Below are 20,222 nucleotides of genomic sequence, written 5' to 3'. Positions count from 1 at the left end.
TCACCCCGCCAGGGCCCGCGATCATGCGTCGAAGCGGTAGCCGAGGCCGCGGACAGTAACCAAAAGCACCGGCTCCTTCGGTGTCTTCTCGATTTTGGAGCGGATGCGTTTCACGTGGACGTCGAGCGTCTTCGTGTCGCCGAAGTAGTCGCTGCCCCAGACCCGGTCGATGAGTTGGCCGCGGGTGAGGACACGGCCGGCGTTGCGGAGCAGCATTTCGAGGAGCTCGAACTCCTTGAGCGGCATCGGGGTTTCGGTGCCGTCGACTTCAACCGTGTGGCGTTCGATGTCCATGCGGACGGGGCCGGCGACGACGATCCGTTCCTCTCCGGGTTCTTCCGTGCGGCGGCGGAGGACGGCGCGGATGCGGGCGAGCAGCTCGCGGGTCGAGTAGGGCTTGGTGACGTAGTCGTCCGCGCCGAGTTCGAGGCCGACGACGATGTCCACTTCGGAGTCCTTCGCGGTGACCATGATGATCGGGACGGAGGAGCGGGTGCGGATCTCGCGGCAGACCTCCGTGCCGGGCATGCCGGGCAGCATGAGGTCGAGGAGGATCAGGTCGTAGTCGCCGTCGTCGAAGGCCGCGACGGCGCGGTTGCCGTCCTCGGCGACCGTGACGTCGTAGCCCTCGCGTTCGAGCAGGTAGCTGAGGGGCTCGCTGAGGGCGCTCTCGTCCTCGACGAGCAGGATGCTGGTCACGCGTGTTCTCCTATCGGGGCGGCCGCCGCGAGGGGCGTTCTGGTCGGGTCTGTTTCGGGGAGTCGGATAGTGAAGGTGGAGCCGCGTCCGGGCTTGGACCAGACGCGGACATCTCCTCCGTGGTTCTGCACAGCGTGCTTGACGATGCTGAGCCCCAGGCCGGTGCCGCCCGTGTGGCGAGAGCGGGCCTGGTCGACGCGGTAGAAGCGCTCGAAGACGCGGTCGAGGTCCTCCTCAGGAATGCCTATGCCCTGGTCGGTGACGGCGATCTCGACGACGCCGCCGGTTGAACGCACGCCGATTCCCACCCGGGAGCCGGCGGGCGAGTACTGAATGGCGTTCGCGAGGAGGTTGTGCAGCGCCGAGACGAGCATCTTCTCCTGACCGACGACGTATGCCTTCTTCATTCCGCCCTTGACCAGGGTGACGTTGTGCGACTCCGCCAGCACATGGGTGGTCTCGAGCGCCGCGGTCACGATGTCGTCGACGCGGAGGACGTCGGCCGAACCGGCCACGTCGGCGGCCTGGAGGCGGGAGAGCTCGATGATCTCCCGGGTGATCTTCGCGAGGCGGTGCGACTCCTGGGTCAGCCGGTGGGCGAAGCGGCGCACCTGCTGGGGGTCGTCGGCGGCGGAGTCGAGGGCTTCGGCGAGCAGGCCGACCGCGCCGATCGGGGTTTTCAGCTCGTGGGAGATGTTGGCGACGAAGTCGCGTCGAACGGCCTCGAGTCGGCGTGCCTCAGTGTGGTCCTCGGCGATGACGAGGACGTAGCGGGAGCCGAGGCGGGTCGCGTGCACGACGAGGGTCACGGCGGCGTCGGACAGGGGGCTGGTGACGAGCTCCAGGTCCTGGACGATGTCGTCGCCGAAGCGACGGACGCGGTCGACGATAGCGACGAGGTCCGGGTGCAGCAGAGTGTCCTGCGAGACGAGGCCGAGGGCGAGCGCCCGGGTTGAGGCTTTGAGCACGTTGTGCGACGGATCCGTCACGAATGCGGGCGAGCCGACGGCGTCGATGATCGCCTCGATCCCCTCGGGGAGCCCGACCGTGATCACGTCCTGCGCGATGCGGCCTTGACGGGCGGCGAGGGTGAGCACGGTCGTCAGAAGAATCCCGATCGCGACACCGAGAACGAGCGACAGAACCACGATCAAGCCCGAATCCACGGACCCAGGCTAACCATCCACCGGCCGTCCCCTTACCGGGCACCTGCCGATCCTCCGGGGGTCGAGTACTGTTCAAGCGCCCGGCACCGTCCGTTAACCTGCCGTGGTCATCATGACTGCGCCTGCGCCTACCGAGTGCAGTCGCAGCGGCGTGCGAGGTGCTCGCCGCAGATCCGGCGCCGTCGTCCTCGTCGCCGTAGAGAGGGTCGAACACAGATGCGCGAAGTTTTCCAGCAGGAGCTGGCCGAGGTCCAGGAACGACTCGTCGAGATCTCCGGGCTCGTCGAGATCGCCATCGAGAAGGCGACGCAGGCGTTCAACCACTCCGATGTGACCCTCGCCGAGGAGGTCATCGCGAGCGACGCGCGCATCGACGAGCTGGCCATCAGCCTGGACGAGCTCGCCATCGACATCCTCGCCCGGCAGAATCCGGTCGCACGCGACCTGCGGATCGTCGTCTCGGCGCTGCGGATCAGCGCGTCGCTCGAGAGGATGGGCGACATCGCCGAGCACATCGCTCAGCTCTCGCGCTACCGCTTCCCGGACAAGGTGGTCCCGAAAAGCCTGCGCCCGACCTTCGTCGAGATGGGCCGGCTCGACGTGGTCGTTGCGCACAAGCTGACGGAGCTGCTGCGCTCGCAGGACCCCCGCATCGCGGAGGAGATCCGCGACGAGGACGACAAGATCGACGAACTACACGTCAGCGTCTTCGACAAGGTGCTCAGCGAGGCATGGAAGGGCCAGGCCGCCGACACCGTGGACGCGACTCTCGCCAGCCGCTACCACGAACGCTTCGCCGACCACGCCGTGTCGATCGCGAAGAAGGTCCAGTACCTGATCTCGGGCGACTGGGGCTGAGTTCGCCTGCCTGAACTTCGGCTCGTGAAAAGGGCTTCGGCTCGCAGGAATCATCTGATCCTGCGAGCCGAAGGTGTTTTTGCGAGCCGGAGATCGGGGGACGCGGACGGGGACGGCTACTTCGTGGCGCCCTGGGCGGCGACGGCGGCAGCACCGGCGGCGGCGGCCTCGGGGTCGAGGTAGCGCGCTTCGCCGACCGGCTCGAAGTTCTCGTCGAGCGTGTAGACGAGCGGGATCCCCGTCGGGATGTTGAGCTGGGCGATGTCCGAGTCCGAAATGCCGTCGAGAGTCTTCACCAGGGCGCGGAGCGAGTTGCCGTGCGCGGTGATCATGACGGTCTTGCCCGAGGCGAGGTCCGGCTTGATCTCGGACTCCCAGTAGGGCAGCATCCGCTCGATCACGAGCTTGAGCGACTCGGTGCGCGGCAGGGCGTCACCGAGCTCGGCGTAGCGCTCATCGTGCGCCTGCGAGTACTGGTCGTCGTCGGCGATCGGCGGCGGCGGGACGTCGAAGGAGCGGCGCCAGGTCTGGAACTGCTCGGCGCCGTACTCGGCGAGGGTCTGCGCCTTGTCCTTGCCCTGCAGCGCACCGTAGTGGCGCTCGTTGAGGCGCCAGGAACGCTTGACATCGATCCACAGACGGTCGGCGACCTCGAGGGCAATGTTCGCGGTCTGGATCGCACGGGTCTGACGCGAGGTGTAGACGATATCGGGGTGCAGACCCGCCTCGATCAGCAGCTCGCCGGCACGGGTCGCCTCCGCGACTCCCTGCTCGGTCAGCCGTACGTCGACCCAGCCGGTGAACAGGTTTTTCTGATTCCACTCGCTGTTGCCGTGGCGCACGAGGATGAGGGTGTAGGTCTCGGACATGCGTCCAGCTTAGAGGCGGCCCCCTCGCCGGCGAATACGCTGAAGGGCATGCCCATCGGAGCCGTCACCCGCGGAACGACGGGCACGAACCGCCTCCGCCGAGTCGACCGCCGACTCGCCGAACTCCCCGTCCTGCAGAGCTCCCCCACGCCGCTCGTCGTCGACCTCGGCTTTGGTGCCAGCGCGGTCACCACCCTCGAGCTGCACCGACGCCTGGTCAGCACGGTGCCGGACGTGGAGGTGCTCGGCCTCGAGATCGAGCCGGCCCGCGTCGACACCGCCAGAAAGCAGCTCGCCCGGGTCCGGGAGGGAGGCACGGCCTTCCCCGCCGACGCGCGGGTGCACTTCGAGCGCGGCGGGTTCGAGGTCCCCCTGCCCGCGGGCCGGCGCGCGAGCATCATCCGCGCCTTCAACGTGCTGCGTCAGTATGACGAGGACGCGGTGGCCGCCGCCTGGGAAACGATGACCGTCAGGCTGCAGCCGGACGGCGTGCTGGTCGAGGGCACCTGCGACGAGATCGGGCGCATCTGCACCTGGATCGAGATCGGCCGGGAGGGTCCTCGCTCGCTGACGCTGTCACTCCGGCTCGCAGCAATCCCCTCGCCGATGACGGCAGCCGAGCGTCTGCCCAAGGCGCTCATCCACCGCAACGTCGCCGGCGAGGGGGTGCACGCCTTCCTCTCGGCTCTCGAGCGCGCGTGGACCCTCCACGCGCCGCTCGGTGTCTACGGTCCGAGTCAGCGTTGGATCGCGGCGATCCGCGATCTGCGCCGAGACTGGCCGATCCTCGACGGTCCGCGGCGCTGGCGTCTGGGTGAAGTGACGGTCGCCTGGGAGGCGGTCGCCCCCTCCTCCTGAACGCTAGGCGAGCGGCGGCAGTGCAGCGCGGGCCTCGGCCGGATCGGTGCCCGACGCTATGAGCAGGTCGACGACGAGCGGGCGGAGCAGGACCAGCACCGTCTTCTCGGCGAGCCGCGCCTCCGGGATCAACCGTTGAGGGTCGAGCGTGGTCGCGAGCAGCACGAGGTCTTGACGTGCGAGGGCGAGCAGTGACGGATCAGCGATTGCTCGGCCGAGCAGGGCGATGCCCGGTGCACACGCGGCGACCGCTCCGGCAAGCGCCGGCCGCGGGGCGGTATCGCCGACGAGGAAGTCGGTGCGGCGCGCGACGATGCGCAGATTCCGGGTCGCCAGATCGAGCGCGGCGAGCATGGTGGCCTGCCGGGCGAGCTCGCCGCGGTGCCGGCGAACGAACGGCGAGATCCGCGCGACCCCGATCGCCGAGTCGAGTGCTGCGGCCCAGCCGTCGATCAGGGGCTGCGTCCCTCGGACCCGGTCCAGGGCGACGGCGGAGGCGGAGGAGTCGCCCCGTCGGAGCGCGTCGGCCAGCTCCTCGACGGTGCGGCTGAGTGCGCTCATCAACCGGTGCGCCTCCGCCCGCGCCGTGCGCAGGGGCGGGCGGGGCACGATCGCCGTGCAGAGCAGCGCTGCGAGCCCGCCGATCAGGCCGTCGACACTGCGGGTGAACACTCCGCCATCCGGCTCGGGGAGGATCATCACCAGCATCGCCTGGGTGCCGGCGGCGACCGCGAACCCCGGCGAGGGCGAGAGCGCGCGTCCGAGGGTAAAGACAATGGCGAGCACCACCGCGAGCTGCCAGATCCCGCTCCCCCATACGAGCAGCAGGACCTCGCTCGCGGTAATACCGATCACCATCCCCGTCGCGGTCTCGGCCACCTGCTTGGGCCTCGTGTCGCGGGCCATGCCCAGGCTCGAGATCGTGACGGTCAGCGCCAGGACGGGCGAGGGATGCCCGAGCAGAACGTGCGCGACGGAGTAGGCGAGGGTCGCCGCGACCACGATCTGCAGCACCGCGGGCAGCGAGGCACCCGCGCGGGCGAGAGCCCGGGCCGGATTCAACCCGGGGGTGCGGAGGAGCGCGCGAAGCCGGCCGGCCGCTCGGCCCCGCTCGGCGGGTCCTGCGGCCACCATGCCGCGACCTACCTGGTCGTCGCCCCGAGGCGGGGCAGACGGGGCACGCCGGCCTCCGCTCCGGCGCCGGGTGGGACCACGACCTCCTGAGCCGCGGCGACCCGGGTCTCCCCCACGAGCACCGTCAGCTCGAGGTCGACGGGGACGCTCCGCTTGACGAGGGCGAGGGCGATGGGCCCGTCCTCGTAATGCCAGGCGCTGGAGGTGACGGTGCCGACCTCGACCGGCTCACCGCCCTTCACGGCCGTGACGACGTCTCCGTGCGCAGGCAACACCGAATCGGAGCCGTCGAGCTGCAGCAGCACCAGGCGGCGAGGCGGGTGGCCGAGGTTGTGCACCTTCGCCACCGTCTCCTGGCCCCGGTAGCAGCCCTTGGCGAGGTGCACGCTGGAACGGAGGAGGTCGAGCTCGTGCGGGATGGACCGCTCGTCGACCTCGGTCGCGTGGCGCGGACGCCAGGCGGCGATGCGCAGGGCCTCGAGGGCGTCCACTCCGGCGAGTGAGACCCCGGTGTCGGCGGCCGCGCCGAGTTGGTCGAGTGACGCCCTCGGCACCAGCACCTCACGGAGCGTCCACGCCGCTCCCGGGTGCTCGGCGGTGAGCGCGTACTGCCACCCTCCCGGCTGGACCTGCGACCACGGGTCGCTCCAGACGAGGGGAGTCTCGGCCAGGGACAGCGCGAGCGCGAGAGCCGTGCCGTCGCCGAGCGCCGCGAGTGTCGCGTACTCCGCGGTGCGATCGGCGACCTCGACGCGCAGCATGAAGCGCATCCGGTCGAGCCAGGCTGCCAGGCCCGCGGTCTCGTCGCGGTCGAGCAGAAGCCAGGCGGTCTCCCCGTCGTCGACGAGGCGGATGACGTGCTCGATTCGGCCCGTCGGATCGAGCAGAAGGGTTTCGGCGCTGGCGCGGGGGGCCAGGCGGGAGACGGCTTGGCTGGTGAGCGAGTCGATCCAGGTCAAACGGTCCGGGCCGGTGACCGTCACGACTCCGCGGCCGGAGAGATCGACGAGGGCGGTGCCGGCCGCGAAAGCCCGCTGTTCCCGGAAGGGCTCGCCGTAGTGGGCGGCGACCCCGGGTTCGGCGGCGCTGGTCGTGGCCACGGCGCCCGCGGCCGCGAGGAGCGGGGAGAAGGCGTCAGTCGACACGGGCGAGCCGTCCGGAGGAGTGGGTCCGCAGACCCTGCCCGAGGGCGGCGATGTCCCACGCCCAGAGCAGGTGATCATCGACCAGGCCGTAGAGCCGGGTCGCCGCGGCGTAGTCCTTCGCGGCGGCCGTGCGCATTACCGCATCGGTCGCCAGGTCGATCCGCGGCCCCTTGACCTGGCCGAGGTAGAGCTCGCTCACTCCGTCCGGGTGCACGAGCGAGACCTCGATGTCGAAGCCGCCGGCGGCGTTGCGCAGCGTCTCGACCGACTCCGCGTCCGGGAAGGCGGGAGCGCCGCGGCCGGGCAGCATCGCCGGGCCGGCGTCCGCGTCGGTGAGCGCGCGGCTGAGGCGCCAGTAGCCCATCTCGCTGACCAGAGGACGAGGCGCCTCGTCGGCGCCGTCCTCGATCAGCCAGGTGTACGAGCTGTAGTTGAGGTAGGGCAGCCCGTCGTAGCTGAAGCTGATGCGGTGGCCGAATTCGGCCTGCACGGAGTCGCCGCCGACGGCGTAATCGAGGACGCCGGAGCCCTCCCAGACACCGAGCAGCCAGGAGAGCGGGACGAGCTCGGGCGGGAGGCCCGATGGAAGCGAGATCACTCCGGCTCCGGGGCGGCTAGCTCTGGCCGCGGTAGAGCTTGTACACGATTACGCCGGAGACCCACGCGATGGCGAGGGAGGCGAGCCCGAGCAGACCGAGATAGAAGAGTTCCAGGGCGAGAAGCATGACTCCACCCTACCCGCCGGGTCCGACACCGGGGCGGGAGAGAGCGAGTGCTCAGGCGGGCAGGAGGTGTTCAGGCGGGCAGGAGGAGAGCGATCCCGCTCGCAACCGCGATGAGGGCCATCGCCCCGACGATGCTCGTCATCGCGCGCAGCAGGTACCCCTCGGCGCGGGCCACGGCCAGCTGCACGGCGAAGGTCGCGAGCACACAGCCACCGAAGGTCAGCGCGAGCCAGAGCTGACGGGACTCCGCAGCGGAGACGGTCAACGTGACCGCGGAGCCCAGGAGCGCGAGCACCCAGACGACCCCGATGCCCACCCGATCCCTGCCCATCCCTCAATTGTGCCCCAGGGGGCCGCCTCTTCCAGCCCGCCGCTAGTATGGCGGGCAGACCAGTTCTGGAGGATCAGTGGCGCAGTTGTTGATACTGACCTCGGCGGGAGGCGCCGAGGTGCTCCCCGCGCTGGGGCTCCTCAGCCACCGGACCCGGCAGATCCCCGCGGAACCAGCCCAGCTCGTGAATGCTCCGAGCTGCGATCTGATCCTGGTCGACGCGCGGCAGGACCTCGCCAGCGCGAAGTCGCTCTGCAAGATCCTCACCACGACGGGCATCACCGTCCCCCTCATCCTGATCCTCACCGAGGGCGGTCTTACCGCGGTCTCGGCCGACTGGGGCGTCAACGACGTCATCCTTGACTCGGCCGGCCCCGCCGAGGTCGACGCCCGCATCCGCCTGGTGATCGGCCGCCTGGCGCAGGAGCAGTCGACCTCGCGCATCCAGGCCTCCGGCGTCGTGATCGACGAGGCCAGCTACTCCGCCAAAGTGCACGGGCGCCCGCTCGACCTCACCTTCAAGGAGTTCGAGCTCCTCCGCTTCTTCGCCACGCACCCCTCGCGCGTCTTCACCCGCGAGCAGCTGCTGAGCGAGGTCTGGGGCTACGACTACTTCGGTGGCACCCGCACGGTCGACGTGCACGTGCGCCGACTGCGCGCGAAGCTCGGCGATCTGGAGTCGCTGATCGGCACGGTCCGCAACGTCGGATACCGCTTCAACGTGTACGAAGAGGACAATGAGCGAGTCGCTCAACCTGTCCGTTGAGGACCTGGCCGATCCCGCCGTCTCGGCCGGCCTGCAGCACCTGATCGGCCGCGCCGCCTGGTTCGACCACCAGCCCCCGTTCAGCGATCAGACCCTCGTCGATGCCCGGACCGGCTCGCGCACTCTGCTCGTGGGCCTGCGCGCCGACGTGGTGGTGGCGGCCGCGATCCTCGGGCAAGGCGAGCTGGAGTTCGTCGTCGATCCGGAGTGGCGCGGGGTGGGCTTCGGTACCGCGACCCTCGAGCAGGTGCTCGCGAGCGGCCGCACCGGCCTGCTCGCGTGGGCGCACGGCGACCATCCGGTCGCCCGCGCGCTGGCGGCCTCGCACGGATTCGCTGCGGTGCGCACTCTCCTGCACCTTGAACTCGAGCCGCTCGCTGCACCAAAGGTCCGGGTCCCCGAGGGCGTCGTCCTCGCCGACGCGCGCGACCTCGATCCGGCCGAGTGGGTCGCTCTGAACGCGCGGGTCTTCGCCGCCCACCCTGAGCAGGGGCGGCTGACGGAGCAGGACCTGGCGGCCCGGCGCGCGGAGCCCTGGTTCGACGAGGGCGACTTCCTGCTGCTGCGCGATGCGGACGGGTCGCTGATCGGCTACGACTGGCTCAAGATCGAGCCCGGGTCCACGACCGGCGAGATCTACGTGCTGGGAGTCGCTCCGGAGGCGGCCGGCCGTGGACTCGGTCGCACGCTGCTCTCCGCGGGACTCGCGCGGATGCTGGAACGGGGCTGCACAACGGCAGACCTCTACGTCGAGGCCGAGAACCGCTCGGCGGTGGCGCTCTACCGCTCGCTCGGGTTCACGGATGCCTCCGTCGACGTGCAGTACCTGCAGCGGGCCGCGCCCGTGCGCTGAACCGGTGTGCGGAGCAAACACTCCTCCACAGGCCCTCCCCGGCCGTCGTTCATCCGGCATTCACGGCCCGCGGCGCGCAGTGGGCGGACGCGATGCCAGGATGGTCGCATGGACGGCGACAACCTGCTTCTCGAAGACGGCCTGAGCGATGACCTCGACGACGACTTCGACGACGAGGAGGAGCACTCGGACCCGCTCCTTCCCGACAATCGCTACCTCGACCGCGAGCTGAGCTGGCTCGCGTTCAACCAGCGTGTGCTCGAGCTGGCCGAGGACCCGCTGGTGCCGGCGCTCGAGCGGGCCAACTTCCTCGCGATCTTCTCGTCGAACCTCGACGAGTTCTTCATGGTCCGCGTCGCCGGCCTCAAGCGCCGCATCCTGACGGGTCTGGCCCTGCCGACCAACATCGGCCGCGTCCCCGTCGACGTACTGACCGACATCTCCGAGAAGGCGCATCTGCTTCAGCAGCGCCATTCCCGGGCGTTCAAGGAACTCGTCGAGCCCGCGCTGCGCGAGGGCGGCATCGACCTCGTCCGCTGGGACGAGCTGAGCGATGCCGAGCGGACGGTGCTCGACGACTACTTCTCGGCGCAGGTGTTCCCGGTGTTGATGCCCCTCGCGGTCGACCCGGCTCACCCGTTCCCCTACATCTCCGGCCTGTCGCTCAACCTCTCGGTGCGTGTTCGCAATCCCAAGACGCAGAAGGTCGAGTTCGCACGCCTCAAGGTTCCGCAGATGCTCCCGCGCTTCGTGCGGATCGCGGGGGTCGCGGCGCCGGGCGAGCCGATGCGGTTCATCTCCCTCGAGGACCTGATCGCCAACCAGCTGGACGACCTGTTCCCCGGCATGGAGATCCTCGACCACCACGTGTTCCGGGTGACCCGCAACGAGGACGTCGAGGTCGACGAGGACGAGACCGAGAACCTCATCAAGGCCCTCGAGAAAGAGCTGCTGCGTCGCCGGTTCGGCCCGCCCATCCGCCTCGAGGTGACCGACGACATGGACGACGAGACGCTGGGCCTGCTGGTGCGCGAGCTCGACATCACGACCCAGGAGGTCTACAAGCTCCCGGCTCCTCTCGATCTCAGCGGGCTCTTCAGCCTGCAGAAGATCGATCGGCCCGATCTGAAGTACCCCAACCACGTTCCGACGACGGCGGTGCAGCTCTCGCCGAGTGAGCCGAACCAGCGCCAGGACGTCTTCAAGGCCGTGTCGCGCGGTGACGTGCTGCTGCACCACCCCTATGAGTCCTTCGCGACCAGCGTGCAGTCCTTCCTCGAGCAAGCGGCCGCGGATCCGGACGTCCTCGCGATCAAGCAGACGCTGTACCGCACCTCGGGCGACTCCCCCATCGTGGAGGCGCTGATCGACGCGGCCGAGTCCGGCAAGCAGGTGCTCGCGCTGGTCGAGATCAAGGCGCGCTTCGACGAGCAGGCCAACATTTCGTGGGCGCGCAAGCTCGAGAAGGCGGGCGTGCACGTGGTCTACGGGCTCGTCGGGCTGAAGACGCACTGCAAGCTCGCGCTCGTCATCCGCCAGGAGAAGGGCGGGGTGCTCCGCCACTACTCCCACATCGGCACCGGCAACTACAACCCGAAGACCTCGCGCATCTACGAGGACCTCGGCCTGCTCACCGCCGACCCGGAGGTCGGCAAGGACCTCACCCGCCTGTTCAACGAGCTCTCGGGCTACGCGATCGAGAAGAAGTTCAAGCGTCTGCTCGTCGCGCCGCGGCACCTGCGCAAGGGGCTGCTGAAGCGGATCGCGGTCGAGACCGAGCACGCGCGCGCCGGGCGGCCCTCGGGCATCCGAATCAAGGTGAACTCGATCGTCGACGAGGCAGTGATCGACGCGCTCTACCGCGCCAGCCAGGCCGGCGTGCCGGTCGACGTCTGGGTCCGCGGCATCTGTGGCCTCAAGCCTGGGCAGGAGGGGCTCTCCGAGACCATCCGTGTGCGCTCGATCCTCGGCCGCTATCTGGAGCACTCCCGGATCTTCAGCTTCGTCAACGGCGGCGAGCCCGATGTCTTCATCGGCAGCGCCGACATGATGCACCGCAACCTCGACCGCCGCGTCGAGGCGCTGGTGCGGATCGTCGAGCCGGCGCACCTCAGCGAGATCGACGACATGTTCGAGCGGGCGATGGACGAGCGGACCGCCTCCTGGTGGCTCGGCTCGGACGGCGACTGGACGCGGCACCACCTGGACGCGGACGGCGCTCCGCTCGCCGACCTGCAGAACCAGCTGATGCAGCACATCAGCCATCGCAAGCGTGCGGCGACACGCTCCGCCAACCGGGCCTCCAGCCGCTGACACCGTGACGGCAACCGTCTACGCAGCAGGAGCGGTGTGCTGGCGGATCATCGAGGGTCGGCCGCACGTCCTCGTGATCCACCGGCCGCACCGCCGGGACGTGAGTCTTCCCAAGGGCAAGGTCGACGCGGGCGAGTCCCTCCCCGAGACGGCGGTGCGCGAGATCCGCGAAGAGACCGGCCTCACCGTGGCGCTCGGAGTACCGCTCGGCTGCACCGAGTACACGCTGCCGAGCGGGCGCCCGAAGGTGGTCTACTACTGGGCCGCGCAGGTGACCGAGAAGGCGGTCCTCGCCTCGGACTTCCTCCCCAATGACGAGGTCGAGGCGCTCGAGTGGGTCACCCTCAAGCGGGCGCGGACCTACCTCACCTATCCCCACGACGTCACGATCGTCGACGAGTTCGCCCGGATCGCCGCGAGCGGAGCACTCGAGACCTTCGCGATCCTGGTGCTGCGGCACGCGAAGGCCGTGCCCGCCTCATCGTGGGACGGGCGCGACTCCACTCGCCGCCTCACCGGGCGCGGCCGGATCGAGGCGGCTGCGGTCGCCCGGGCCCTCGCCGCCTGGCGGCCGCGCCGACTCGTCTCCAGCACCGCCAAACGCTGCCGGTCGACCATCGCCCCTCTCTCCGCTCTCGTGAAGAAACCGGTCACATTGCGCGACGACCTGAGCCAGGAGTCGCACGAGCACGGCACCGCCGATCTCCGGGCCCTTGTCGGCAAACGGGTCCGCGCGCGCCGCACCGCCGTGCTGTGCAGCCATCGGCCCGTCCTTCCCGAGATCCTGCGCGAGATCGCCCTCGCCACGGCGACTCCGCTCGGCGCCTACCTCGACGAGGCGGCCGCGCTGCCCACGGGCGGCTTCGCCGTCGTGCACCTCGCGACCAGCCACCCCGGCTCCGGCATCATCGCGATCGAGATGCACACGCCGCTGGGCTGACTCGCTCGGCCGGGCCGCGCTCGACGCTCCGCACCGGAGCCGCCGTCCCGTCACTCCGCGCTGCGTGACGCAGCCCCGTTCACCGCGCGTTCACCGAGCGGACGGTGCTAAGACACGACGTCTCCGTACTCTCGCTCGCGGGCTGCACCAGGCCCTGTTCTGTTGTCCACGCTTTCCTACCCCGAAAGGGATACTTGTGAGATTCTCGCGTCTCGGCCAGGCGGCCGTCGTCGCCGCCGTCGCAGCGATCACGCTGACCTCCTGCGCTGCCAACGAGGCACCGGCCGCAGGCGGCGGCTCCGGCTCCGGCTCCGCCACAACCTCCACGCTCTCAGGCACTATCACCGGCATCGGCTCGTCCGCTCAGGGCACCGCGCAGACCACCTGGGCCGCCGCGTTCCAGACCGCGAACCCCGACGTGACTGTCAACTACGACCCGCAGGGTTCAGGCGCCGGCCGGACCAACTTCATCAACGGCGCCGCTGACTACGCCGGCTCCGACTCCGCGCTCAAGGACGAGGAGCTCGCGGGCACCTTCGCCGCCTGCGCCCCCGACACCAAGGGAATCGACCTCCCGGTATACATCTCGCCGATTGCGGTCATCTTCAACGTGGAGGGTGTCGACGAGCTCAAGCTCGACGCGGCCACCATCGCAGGAATTTTCAAGGGCACCATCACGTCCTGGGACGCCCCGGAGATCAAGGCCCTGAACCCCGACGCGACCCTCCCGTCGGCGACCATCACCTCCGTGCACCGCTCGGACGACTCGGGCACAACACAGAACTTCACCGACTACCTCGCGGCCACCGCGAAGGACGTCTGGGACGCTCCTGCCGCCCAGACCTTCCCGTACTCCAGCGGTGACGGCGCCAAGGGCACCTCAGGTGTCGTCGACGCGGTCAAGAACGGGACCAACACGATCGGCTACGCCGACGAGTCCGGCGCCAAGGGCATGGACATGGCACAGCTGAAGGTGGGCAACGCGTTCTCGACCATCTCGGCCGACGGCGCCGCGGCAGTCGTCGCCGCCTCCCCCATCGCGGAGGGCCGCGAGGACAACGACCTCGCGATCACGATCGACCGCACCGGCACCGAGGCAGACGCCTGGCCGCTGGTTCTGGTCAGCTACCTCCTCGTCTGCCAGGAGTACGCGGACGCCGACAAGGGCGAGGTCGTCAAGGCCTACGCCGCCTACGTCGCGAGTGAGGACGGCCAGAAGGCCGCCGCCACTCAGGCCGGTTCCGCTCCTCTGAGTTCGGAGCTCGCCGGCACGGTCGCCACCGCGATCGAGTCGATCAAGTAATTCCACTGGCAGGGCCCGTCTCGCAGCACGATCCGCGGGACGGGCCCCGCCTGTGCCGGGCTCGACCCACCCGGACGCTCCCCTTCGCGCCTTAGCATCTCCCTGTGCGCCCCGCCGAATCACCTCGTCTGAAGAGAGTCCCCTGGAATGGCAACTGAGACCGTCGTCCGCCCGAAGGCGAAGGTGCGTGTCGGAGATCGGATCTTCTCGATCTCGACCGTCGCCGCCGGCTCCCTCATCCTCCTCGTCCTCGCAGCCGTCGCGATCTTCCTCATCGCGCAGTCGATCCCCGCGTTCACTGCGCCTGCCGACAGCCTCCCGGGCGACGCGACGAGCTTCTGGGCCTATGTCGGTCCCCTGGTCTTCGGCACAGTGTGGTCGGCGGTGATCGCCCTGGTGATCGCTCTGCCGCTCTCGATCGCGATCGCCCTGTTCATCTCGCACTACGCACCGCGCCGCGTGGCGATGGCCCTCGGCTACGTGGTCGACCTCCTCGCCGCCGTCCCCTCGGTGGTCTTCGGCCTCTGGGGCGCGACCGTGCTGGCTCCGATGGTGCAGCCGTTCTACCTCTTCCTGAACGTGAACATCGGCTGGTTCCCGCTCTTCGGTGGCCAGGCCTCGGGCACCGGCAAGACGATCCTCACCGCCTCCGTCGTGCTGGCCGTGATGGTCATCCCGATTATCACGGCGGTGTGCCGCGAGATCTTCCTCCAGGCCCCCCGCCTGCACGAAGAAGCGGCGCTCGCGCTCGGCGCGACTCGCTGGGAGATGATCCGGATGGCCGTCCTCCCCTTCGGCGCCCCGGGCATCGTCTCGGCGGCCATGCTCGGCCTCGGCCGGGCCCTGGGCGAGACGCTCGCCGTCGCGATGGTGCTCTCGCCCGCGACGGTCGTCTCCTTCCTCCTGCTCACCTCGCAGAACTCCAACACCATCGCCGCGAACATCGCGCTGCAGTTCCCGGAGGCGAGCGGAGTCGGCGTGAACGTGCTCGTCGCCTCCGGCCTGATCCTCTTCGTCATCACCCTCGTCGTGAACTCGGTCGCGCGGTTCATCGTCAACCGCCGCAAGGCCTTCTCGGGAGCCAACTGATGTCCGCCGCCACCACCTCGATGCCCTTCTCGCTGCAGGCGGGCAAGCTGCCCAAGGGCACCCCCTGGATGCTGCTTGTCGGCAGCTGGGTCGTCTTCGCCGCCGTCTTCCTGGTCCTCCAGGCCGCGGGGACGATGAACGATTTCAGTCTCGTCGGCGCGATCTTCTGGGGCACCGTCCTCTTCGACATCGCCATCTACGTGGTCTCGCGTCTCGTCGAGGGCGGCCGCAAGGCGATCGACCGCCTGGTGACCTCACTGGTCGCGACGGCCTTCATCATCGCGCTGCTCCCGCTGATCTCTCTGCTGTACACGGTCGTCTCCAACGGAGTCGCGCGCTTCGACCCACTGTTCTTCTCCTCCTCGATGCGCAACGTGATCGACGCAGGCGGCGGCGCCCTGCATGCGATCATCGGCACACTCGAGATCACGGCGATGGCCGCCCTGATCTCGGTGCCGATCGGCCTGCTCACCTCGATCTATCTCGTCGAGTACGGGCGCGGTCACCTCGCCCGCGCGATCACCTTCTTCGTCGACGTCATGACGGGCATCCCCTCCATCGTCGCGGGCCTGTTCGCCTACGCGCTCTTCGCGCTCGTCCTCGGCCCCGGCGTGCGGATGGGCTTCGCCGGCTCGATCGCCCTCGCCGTACTGATGATCCCCGTGGTCGTCCGCTCGTCGGAGGAGATGCTGAAGCTGGTTCCGAATGAGCTGCGCGAGGCCTCCTACGCGCTCGGCGTGCCGAAGTGGCTGACCATCGTCAAGATCGTGCTGCCGACCTCCATCGCCGGCATCACGACGGGCATCACCCTGGCGATCGCCCGCGTGATCGGCGAGACCGCGCCGCTGCTGATCGTCGCCGGCTTCACCGCCTCGATGAACTACGACCTCTTCAGCGAGCGGATGATGACCCTCCCGGTCTTCGTCTACACGCAGTACGCGAACCAGGGCCCCGACGCCGAGGCGTTCCTCAACCGCGCCTGGACCGGCGCGCTCGCTCTCATCCTGATCGTCATGGCACTGAACCTGATCGCCCGCCTGATCGCGAAGATTTTCGCCCCCAAGCTCGGCCGCTGACACCCACCACTCGGCTCCGGCCGGAATCCCCGAAGGAAGCAATGTCCAAGCGCATCGAGGTCAACGACCTCAACGTCTACTACAGCCAGTTCCTCGCGGTGGAGGGCGTCTCGCTCGCCATCGAGCCCCGCACGGTGACGGCCTTCATCGGCCCCTCCGGCTGCGGCAAATCCACCTTCCTGCGCACGCTCAACCGGATGCACGAGGTCGTCCCCGGCGCGCACGTCGAGGGCGAGGTGCTGATCGACGGCAACAACCTCTACGGCCCGGGTGTGGACCCGGTGCAGGTCCGCCGCCAGGTCGGCATGGTCTTCCAGCGCCCGAACCCGTTCCCGACGATGTCCATCCGCGACAACGTGCTGGCCGGCGTCAAGCTCAACAACCGCCGCATCTCGAAGTCGGACGCGGATGCGCTCGTCGAGCGCTCGCTTCAGGGCGCGAACCTCTGGAACGAGGTGAAGGATCGATTGGACAAGCCCGGCTCCGGTCTCTCCGGCGGGCAGCAGCAGCGCCTGTGCATCGCTCGCGCGATTGCCGTCTCCCCTGATGTCCTGCTGATGGACGAGCCCTGCTCCGCCCTGGACCCGATCTCGACGCTTGCGATCGAGGACCTGATCGAGGAGCTCAAGAACGACTACACGATCGTGATCGTGACCCACAACATGCAGCAGGCTTCGCGCGTCTCCGACCGCACCGCGTTCTTCACCATTGCGGGCACCGGCAAGCCGGGCAAGCTGATCGAGTACGACGACACGGCGACGATGTTCTCCCGCCCCTCCGTCCAGGCGACGGAGGACTACGTCTCGGGGCGCTTCGGCTGATCCGCCGCACCGCCGACGAGCCGGATCCCTCCGGGTGCGGCTCGCCCCCAGGAACACGAAGAGCCGCACCCCGCGAAGGAGTGCGGCTCTTCTCGTCCTGATCGTCAGGCGATGTCGATATCGATCGCCAATATCGGGTCGGTGGTCGGAGTCGGCGATCCGCCGACGTCCTCGACTGTCACCGCGACCACTCCAGACTCGGTGAGGCTGCCCTCGAGCGGGGCGACCGTGCTCCCCGCTCCCCCGTCGAATGTGCCCGCAGCGACCGGACCGGATGAGCCGATGTACCAGAGCTCGTACGTCTTGTCCTTCGGCAGCGGAGCCAAATCGTCCACCACGAGGGCGGAACGGCCGAGCGAACTCGACCAGACCACCGTGGCCCGCTCACCGGTGGCGACCGTTCCCGTCGTCTCCTGCGCGTCGGGGGCCCTGCGGATCTGCTCGAGAGCCGACAGCTGCTGGGTCTGGCCGGGGCCGGAGGAGAGCAGGGGCGGGAGGGTCACCCCGCCGACCACAAGCACCGCGGCAGCTGCTGCCGCCGAGAGGTAGATCGCGGGCCGACCGAACCAGCGGCTCTGGGCCCGATTCGAGGCGCTGCCGCCGCTCTCCCCGCGAGCCGTCGGAGTACTCCGCTCGTCACCGCCGGCGACCGGGATCGCGCGCGGCGTGGCGGGCACCTCGTGGTCGTCGTCCGGCTCCTGGAGGGGCAGTTGCGGGGTCACGGCGATGAGCGCCATCAGGTCGGCCTTGAAGCCCGGCGAGGGCTCCACGGCGGGTGCGTTGGCGACGAGCGCCTCCGCCACCTCGGCGAACGCGTCGGCCTCGCCGCGCGCCTCCGGGTGCTCGGACAGGAAGCGCCCGTAGCGCTCCTGCTCCTCGGGCGTCAGGATGCCCAGTGCGTGACCCGCCGCGAGATCACGCGGGTCATCCGTCCCCTCAGGGAGTCGCACATCGTTCACAGGGCCACCCCCATTTCTTCTCGAAGTCTGATCATTCCGTCGCGCAGGCGTGTCTTGACGGTTCCCACGGGGCACTGCAGGATCCCCGCGATCTCGCTGTGCGAGTAACCGCCGTAGTAAGCGAGCTGCAGCGCCTGCCGCTGAAGCTCCGTCAGGCGGCCCAAGGCGGCCGCGACCTTCTCGTGCTCGAGGGACACCTCCGCCTGCTCGGAGACCTGGTCGTAGTCGCGTCCCAGGTCTCGGATTCCGATGCGCATGTCCCGGTCGCGGCCCGCCTGGGCCGCGCGAACCCGATCGATGGCCCTGCGGTGTGCCATCGTGAGGATCCAGGTCGTTGCGCTTCCTTTATTCGGAGCGAAACGTGCAGCGGTTTGCCAGATCTCGAGGAAGACCTCCTGGGCCACCTCCTCGGACTGGGAGCGGTCGACGAGGACGCGGGTGATCAGTCCGAGGACCCGGCCGGCCATCTGGTCGTAGAGCTCGGAGAAGGCGACCTGCTCTCCTCCGGCGATGCGCTCGAGAAGGACAGCCGCCTCCGCTGTGGTGTCATCCGTCATAAGCCCCGCCTCGCCCGCGCCCGGGCAGAAAGATTCCGCGTCATCCAGAAGGCTGTCACGGCGAGACCTGCTACGACGACCGACACCTCGATCGGATGCGTCACGAATCGGACATCCAGCGCCACGGTGCCCACCGGCACCAGGGCCGGATCACCCAGCCGAGGCGCCAGCCAGAGGGAGATGACGGCGACGGCCGCCGCGGTGATGCCCGGGTAGCTCCGCGGGCGGATGAGGACCCAGAGCCCCGCGAGCACGTCGAGACCCGCAAGGACGCGCATCACGGTGCCCTGCGAGAGGGAGACTCCGGCGGCGAACTGCGCCCCCTCGGCAGCATCGACGCTCGGGGCCGCGAGGAAGTAGAGCGCGGCGACCACGAGCAGGCCGGCCCCCGCCCAGACGCGCGCGCCGATCCGGAGAGCCCTGCTGTTCGTCATTCCGCTGGCGCCTGTCTGTGTCATTCCGCTGACGCCTGTCTGTGGGGACTCGGTCGAGGATGTCTCCTCCTGGGCCCTCACCTCGCGCACCGCGGCCGCGATGCGAGCAGAAGAGGGGCCGGACCGCAGAAACGCCTCTCGGCGCGAGGCCGCTCGAAGCGGCTATAAGTGGAGCCCGGGGTTACTGCGATCCGGCCATGCTGAGTCTATCAAAGGCCTCCGCGGAGCCGGCGAACCGCGGTCGCAGCGGAGGAACGCCGGGTGCGCGTCACTCCAGGGAGTCGCTGCGCCACAGCCGCGCGCAGCTCACGAGTTCGGACGCCGTGGTCGAGAGACGTAGAGCCCGCGTGGTCAGCTCGCTCGCGCGGACTGCGTTCACGGGCTCCAGGTCATCGGCGACGGAGACGGCTCCGGAGGCGCTCACCCGGCAGAACGCAGCAGCGCGGTCCAGCGCCACCGCGAAGTCGCCGTCGAAGACGCCGCGAAGAATGCGGTCGGCCAGCTCGGTGATCTCGGCCGGCCCTGTGGGGGTGCTCGCTCCCGCGACGACCGGGTCGATGGTGGCCGAGAGCTCGACTCCGCGCTGATAGAGGAAGCTTGTGCTCTCCGGGTCCTGCCGGATCACCAGCCGGAGCAGGTACAGCCGCCAGAGCGCACCCGGAAGACTCACAGCACTCGATCGCGCCCAGAGTTCGGCGAGCGCGTCGATGCCGTTGTGGTCGGTGTACTCGACCAGGCGGTCGATGATCACCGGGTCGGGGTCGTTGCGGACGCGGCTCAGCAGCGCGACAGCGGTCTCGTGGGCGACGCGGCTGATCTGCGCCGGGTCCTCTCCTCCCTGGAACGCCTCGAAGACGTGGGAGGGGAACTTCGTCGGCTTGTGGAAGCCGTCTGTCATGGCGCCGCCTTCCGCGGTCGTGGGCGCACGTGCTCTCAGGCTCGCGCTTCGATGGGGTCCGAGGAGGGTAACGTCCGCGCCTGGGCGGGTATGCCCGCTCCGGGGAGGTCCTCGGGCCGCTACCCTGGAGCACGCGGGCCTCTAGCTCAGTTGGCAGAGCAGCGGACTTTTAATCCGCGGGTCGTCGGTTCGAGCCCGACGGGGCCCACCACCCGATGATGTGGTCGCGCATTCCGGACGCGCGTTCCAGACCGTGCTAAGGCTCAGCCAGGCCGAGCCAGTACCTTGGGAGGAGTGCTGACTTTTCTCCGCGGTCTCCTGCGGCGGCCGCGGCTGTGCGAGGCGTGCCGTCTTCGGCCCGCTCGTCTTCGCGACCCGTTCTGCTCGACGGACTGCGCGAGGACCTACTACCTCTACCTCTGACGCGC

The 20,222-nt window shown here is 69.3% G+C and carries 21 protein-coding genes and 1 tRNA gene; 11 read left to right on the top strand and 11 right to left on the bottom strand.

The window, feature by feature from the left end; translation table 11 throughout:
- Positions 1–21: 21 nt before the first annotated feature.
- Together C5D07_RS07135 and C5D07_RS07130 are read right to left on the bottom strand one after the other, a co-directional pair.
- The gene (locus C5D07_RS07135) at positions 22–699 is read right to left on the bottom strand and encodes a response regulator transcription factor (protein ID WP_068251792.1); all 678 of its coding nucleotides are present in this window, start codon (positions 697–699) and stop codon (positions 22–24) included.
- On the bottom strand, positions 696–1,865 hold the full coding sequence (locus C5D07_RS07130) for a sensor histidine kinase (RefSeq protein WP_104259021.1): 1,170 nt from the start codon (positions 1,863–1,865) through the stop codon (positions 696–698). Before C5D07_RS07130 ends, C5D07_RS07135 begins: the two co-directional genes overlap by 4 nt.
- A 216-nt stretch (positions 1,866–2,081) precedes the next feature.
- Between C5D07_RS07130 and phoU the strand changes: the two genes are divergently transcribed.
- A complete protein-coding gene (phoU, locus tag C5D07_RS07125; RefSeq protein ID WP_068251784.1) occupies positions 2,082–2,723 on the top strand; it encodes a phosphate signaling complex protein PhoU in 642 nt (213 codons plus the stop codon).
- 116 nt (positions 2,724–2,839) lie between these two features.
- Here the strand turns inward: phoU and C5D07_RS07120 are convergent, their stop codons facing one another.
- Entirely contained in the window at positions 2,840–3,592 is a 753-nt protein-coding gene (locus C5D07_RS07120; protein WP_068251782.1) for a phosphoglyceromutase, read from the bottom strand.
- Between the two features lie 48 nt (positions 3,593–3,640).
- Here C5D07_RS07120 and C5D07_RS07115 point away from each other — a divergent pair, with 48 nt between their 5' ends.
- The gene (locus C5D07_RS07115) at positions 3,641–4,450 is read left to right on the top strand and encodes a class I SAM-dependent methyltransferase (protein WP_068251780.1); all 810 of its coding nucleotides are present in this window, start codon (positions 3,641–3,643) and stop codon (positions 4,448–4,450) included.
- Positions 4,451–4,453: 3 nt separating this feature from the next.
- Here the strand turns inward: C5D07_RS07115 and C5D07_RS07110 are convergent, their stop codons facing one another.
- From C5D07_RS07110 to C5D07_RS07095, 4 genes are all read right to left on the bottom strand, one after another.
- A complete protein-coding gene (locus C5D07_RS07110; RefSeq protein ID WP_068251779.1) occupies positions 4,454–5,584 on the bottom strand; it encodes an FUSC family protein in 1,131 nt (376 codons plus the stop codon).
- An 8-nt stretch (positions 5,585–5,592) separates the two neighbouring features.
- Complete coding sequence (ygfZ, locus tag C5D07_RS07105; protein WP_068251778.1) at positions 5,593–6,729, bottom strand: CAF17-like 4Fe-4S cluster assembly/insertion protein YgfZ; 1,137 nt, start codon at positions 6,727–6,729, stop codon at positions 5,593–5,595.
- Positions 6,719–7,327 carry a nitrobindin family protein gene (locus C5D07_RS07100; protein ID WP_068251777.1) on the bottom strand — a complete coding sequence of 203 codons (609 nt, stop codon included), beginning with the start codon at positions 7,325–7,327 and terminating at the stop codon, positions 6,719–6,721. Before C5D07_RS07100 ends, ygfZ begins: the two co-directional genes overlap by 11 nt.
- A gap of 197 nt (positions 7,328–7,524) precedes the next feature.
- A complete protein-coding gene (locus tag C5D07_RS07095; RefSeq protein ID WP_068251775.1) occupies positions 7,525–7,785 on the bottom strand; it encodes a hypothetical protein in 261 nt (86 codons plus the stop codon).
- Between the two features lie 76 nt (positions 7,786–7,861).
- Here C5D07_RS07095 and C5D07_RS07090 point away from each other — a divergent pair, with 76 nt between their 5' ends.
- The 8 genes from C5D07_RS07090 to pstB all read left to right on the top strand — a co-directional run bounded on the left by C5D07_RS07090 (position 7,862) and on the right by pstB (position 16,946).
- Positions 7,862–8,551 carry a winged helix-turn-helix domain-containing protein gene (locus C5D07_RS07090; protein WP_068251774.1) on the top strand — a complete coding sequence of 230 codons (690 nt, stop codon included), beginning with the start codon at positions 7,862–7,864 and terminating at the stop codon, positions 8,549–8,551.
- Entirely contained in the window at positions 8,523–9,404 is an 882-nt protein-coding gene (gene mshD, locus C5D07_RS07085) for a mycothiol synthase (protein WP_068251770.1), read from the top strand. The genes C5D07_RS07090 and mshD overlap by 29 nt, the downstream gene beginning before the upstream one ends.
- A 108-nt stretch (positions 9,405–9,512) precedes the next feature.
- Entirely contained in the window at positions 9,513–11,717 is a 2,205-nt protein-coding gene (locus C5D07_RS07080; protein WP_068251766.1) for an RNA degradosome polyphosphate kinase, read from the top strand.
- 4 nt (positions 11,718–11,721) lie between these two features.
- Positions 11,722–12,657, top strand: coding sequence for an NUDIX hydrolase (locus C5D07_RS07075; protein ID WP_068251763.1), 936 nt, complete (start codon positions 11,722–11,724; stop codon positions 12,655–12,657).
- Positions 12,658–12,853: 196 nt separating this feature from the next.
- On the top strand, positions 12,854–13,960 hold the full coding sequence (gene pstS / locus C5D07_RS07070) for a phosphate ABC transporter substrate-binding protein PstS (protein WP_068251761.1): 1,107 nt from the start codon (positions 12,854–12,856) through the stop codon (positions 13,958–13,960).
- A 147-nt stretch (positions 13,961–14,107) separates the two neighbouring features.
- Positions 14,108–15,049: a phosphate ABC transporter permease subunit PstC gene (gene pstC / locus C5D07_RS07065; RefSeq protein WP_068251758.1), complete on the top strand. Its 942-nt coding sequence runs from the start codon at positions 14,108–14,110 to the stop codon at positions 15,047–15,049.
- Positions 15,049–16,125: a phosphate ABC transporter permease PstA gene (gene pstA / locus C5D07_RS07060; RefSeq protein ID WP_068251756.1), complete on the top strand. Its 1,077-nt coding sequence runs from the start codon at positions 15,049–15,051 to the stop codon at positions 16,123–16,125. The genes pstC and pstA overlap by 1 nt, the downstream gene beginning before the upstream one ends.
- Before the next feature lie 41 nt (positions 16,126–16,166).
- Positions 16,167–16,946: a phosphate ABC transporter ATP-binding protein PstB gene (pstB, locus tag C5D07_RS07055; RefSeq protein WP_104259020.1), complete on the top strand. Its 780-nt coding sequence runs from the start codon at positions 16,167–16,169 to the stop codon at positions 16,944–16,946.
- A gap of 104 nt (positions 16,947–17,050) precedes the next feature.
- Here pstB and C5D07_RS07050 read toward each other — a convergent pair whose 3' ends face one another.
- The 4 genes from C5D07_RS07050 to C5D07_RS07035 all read right to left on the bottom strand — a co-directional run bounded on the left by C5D07_RS07050 (position 17,051) and on the right by C5D07_RS07035 (position 19,794).
- Positions 17,051–17,905 (bottom strand): anti-sigma factor, encoded by an 855-nt coding sequence (locus C5D07_RS07050; protein WP_104259019.1) that lies wholly within the window; start codon positions 17,903–17,905, stop codon positions 17,051–17,053.
- Positions 17,902–18,462 carry an ECF RNA polymerase sigma factor SigK gene (gene sigK, locus C5D07_RS07045; protein ID WP_068251750.1) on the bottom strand — a complete coding sequence of 187 codons (561 nt, stop codon included), beginning with the start codon at positions 18,460–18,462 and terminating at the stop codon, positions 17,902–17,904. The genes C5D07_RS07050 and sigK overlap by 4 nt, the downstream gene beginning before the upstream one ends.
- The gene (locus C5D07_RS07040; protein WP_068251746.1) at positions 18,459–18,896 is read right to left on the bottom strand and encodes a hypothetical protein; all 438 of its coding nucleotides are present in this window, start codon (positions 18,894–18,896) and stop codon (positions 18,459–18,461) included. The genes sigK and C5D07_RS07040 overlap by 4 nt, the downstream gene beginning before the upstream one ends.
- 268 nt (positions 18,897–19,164) lie before the next feature.
- Entirely contained in the window at positions 19,165–19,794 is a 630-nt protein-coding gene (locus C5D07_RS07035) for a DNA-directed RNA polymerase subunit beta (RefSeq protein ID WP_068251744.1), read from the bottom strand.
- 135 nt (positions 19,795–19,929) lie between these two features.
- Between C5D07_RS07035 and C5D07_RS07030 the strand changes: the two genes are divergently transcribed.
- Positions 19,930–20,005 (top strand) — tRNA-Lys (locus tag C5D07_RS07030).
- Positions 20,006–20,222: the final 217 nt, after the last annotated feature.

Source organism: Rathayibacter tritici, assembly GCF_002932875.1.
Classification (GTDB): Bacteria; Actinomycetota; Actinomycetes; order Actinomycetales; family Microbacteriaceae; genus Rathayibacter; species Rathayibacter tritici.
This window is presented reverse-complemented; position numbering and strand designations above follow the sequence as displayed.

Bases quoted from the DNA above. Each gene is read 5' to 3' on its own strand.
- phoU (WP_068251784.1), top strand. From the start codon at position 2,082: ATGCGCGAAGTTTTCCAGCAGGAGCTGGCCGAGGTCCAGGAACGACTC.
- C5D07_RS07120 (WP_068251782.1), bottom strand. From the start codon at position 3,592: ATGTCCGAGACCTACACCCTCATCCTCGTGCGCCACGGCAACAGCGAG.
- C5D07_RS07115 (WP_068251780.1), top strand. From the start codon at position 3,641: ATGCCCATCGGAGCCGTCACCCGCGGAACGACGGGCACGAACCGCCTC.
- C5D07_RS07110 (WP_068251779.1), bottom strand. From the start codon at position 5,584: ATGGTGGCCGCAGGACCCGCCGAGCGGGGCCGAGCGGCCGGCCGGCTT.
- C5D07_RS07095 (WP_068251775.1), bottom strand. From the start codon at position 7,785: ATGGGCAGGGATCGGGTGGGCATCGGGGTCGTCTGGGTGCTCGCGCTC.
- mshD (WP_068251770.1), top strand. From the start codon at position 8,523: ATGAGCGAGTCGCTCAACCTGTCCGTTGAGGACCTGGCCGATCCCGCC.
- C5D07_RS07080 (WP_068251766.1), top strand. From the start codon at position 9,513: ATGGACGGCGACAACCTGCTTCTCGAAGACGGCCTGAGCGATGACCTC.
- pstC (WP_068251758.1), top strand. From the start codon at position 14,108: ATGGCAACTGAGACCGTCGTCCGCCCGAAGGCGAAGGTGCGTGTCGGA.
- pstA (WP_068251756.1), top strand. From the start codon at position 15,049: ATGTCCGCCGCCACCACCTCGATGCCCTTCTCGCTGCAGGCGGGCAAG.
- pstB (WP_104259020.1), top strand. From the start codon at position 16,167: ATGTCCAAGCGCATCGAGGTCAACGACCTCAACGTCTACTACAGCCAG.
- sigK (WP_068251750.1), bottom strand. From the start codon at position 18,462: ATGACGGATGACACCACAGCGGAGGCGGCTGTCCTTCTCGAGCGCATC.
- C5D07_RS07040 (WP_068251746.1), bottom strand. From the start codon at position 18,896: ATGACGAACAGCAGGGCTCTCCGGATCGGCGCGCGCGTCTGGGCGGGG.
- C5D07_RS07035 (WP_068251744.1), bottom strand. From the start codon at position 19,794: ATGACAGACGGCTTCCACAAGCCGACGAAGTTCCCCTCCCACGTCTTC.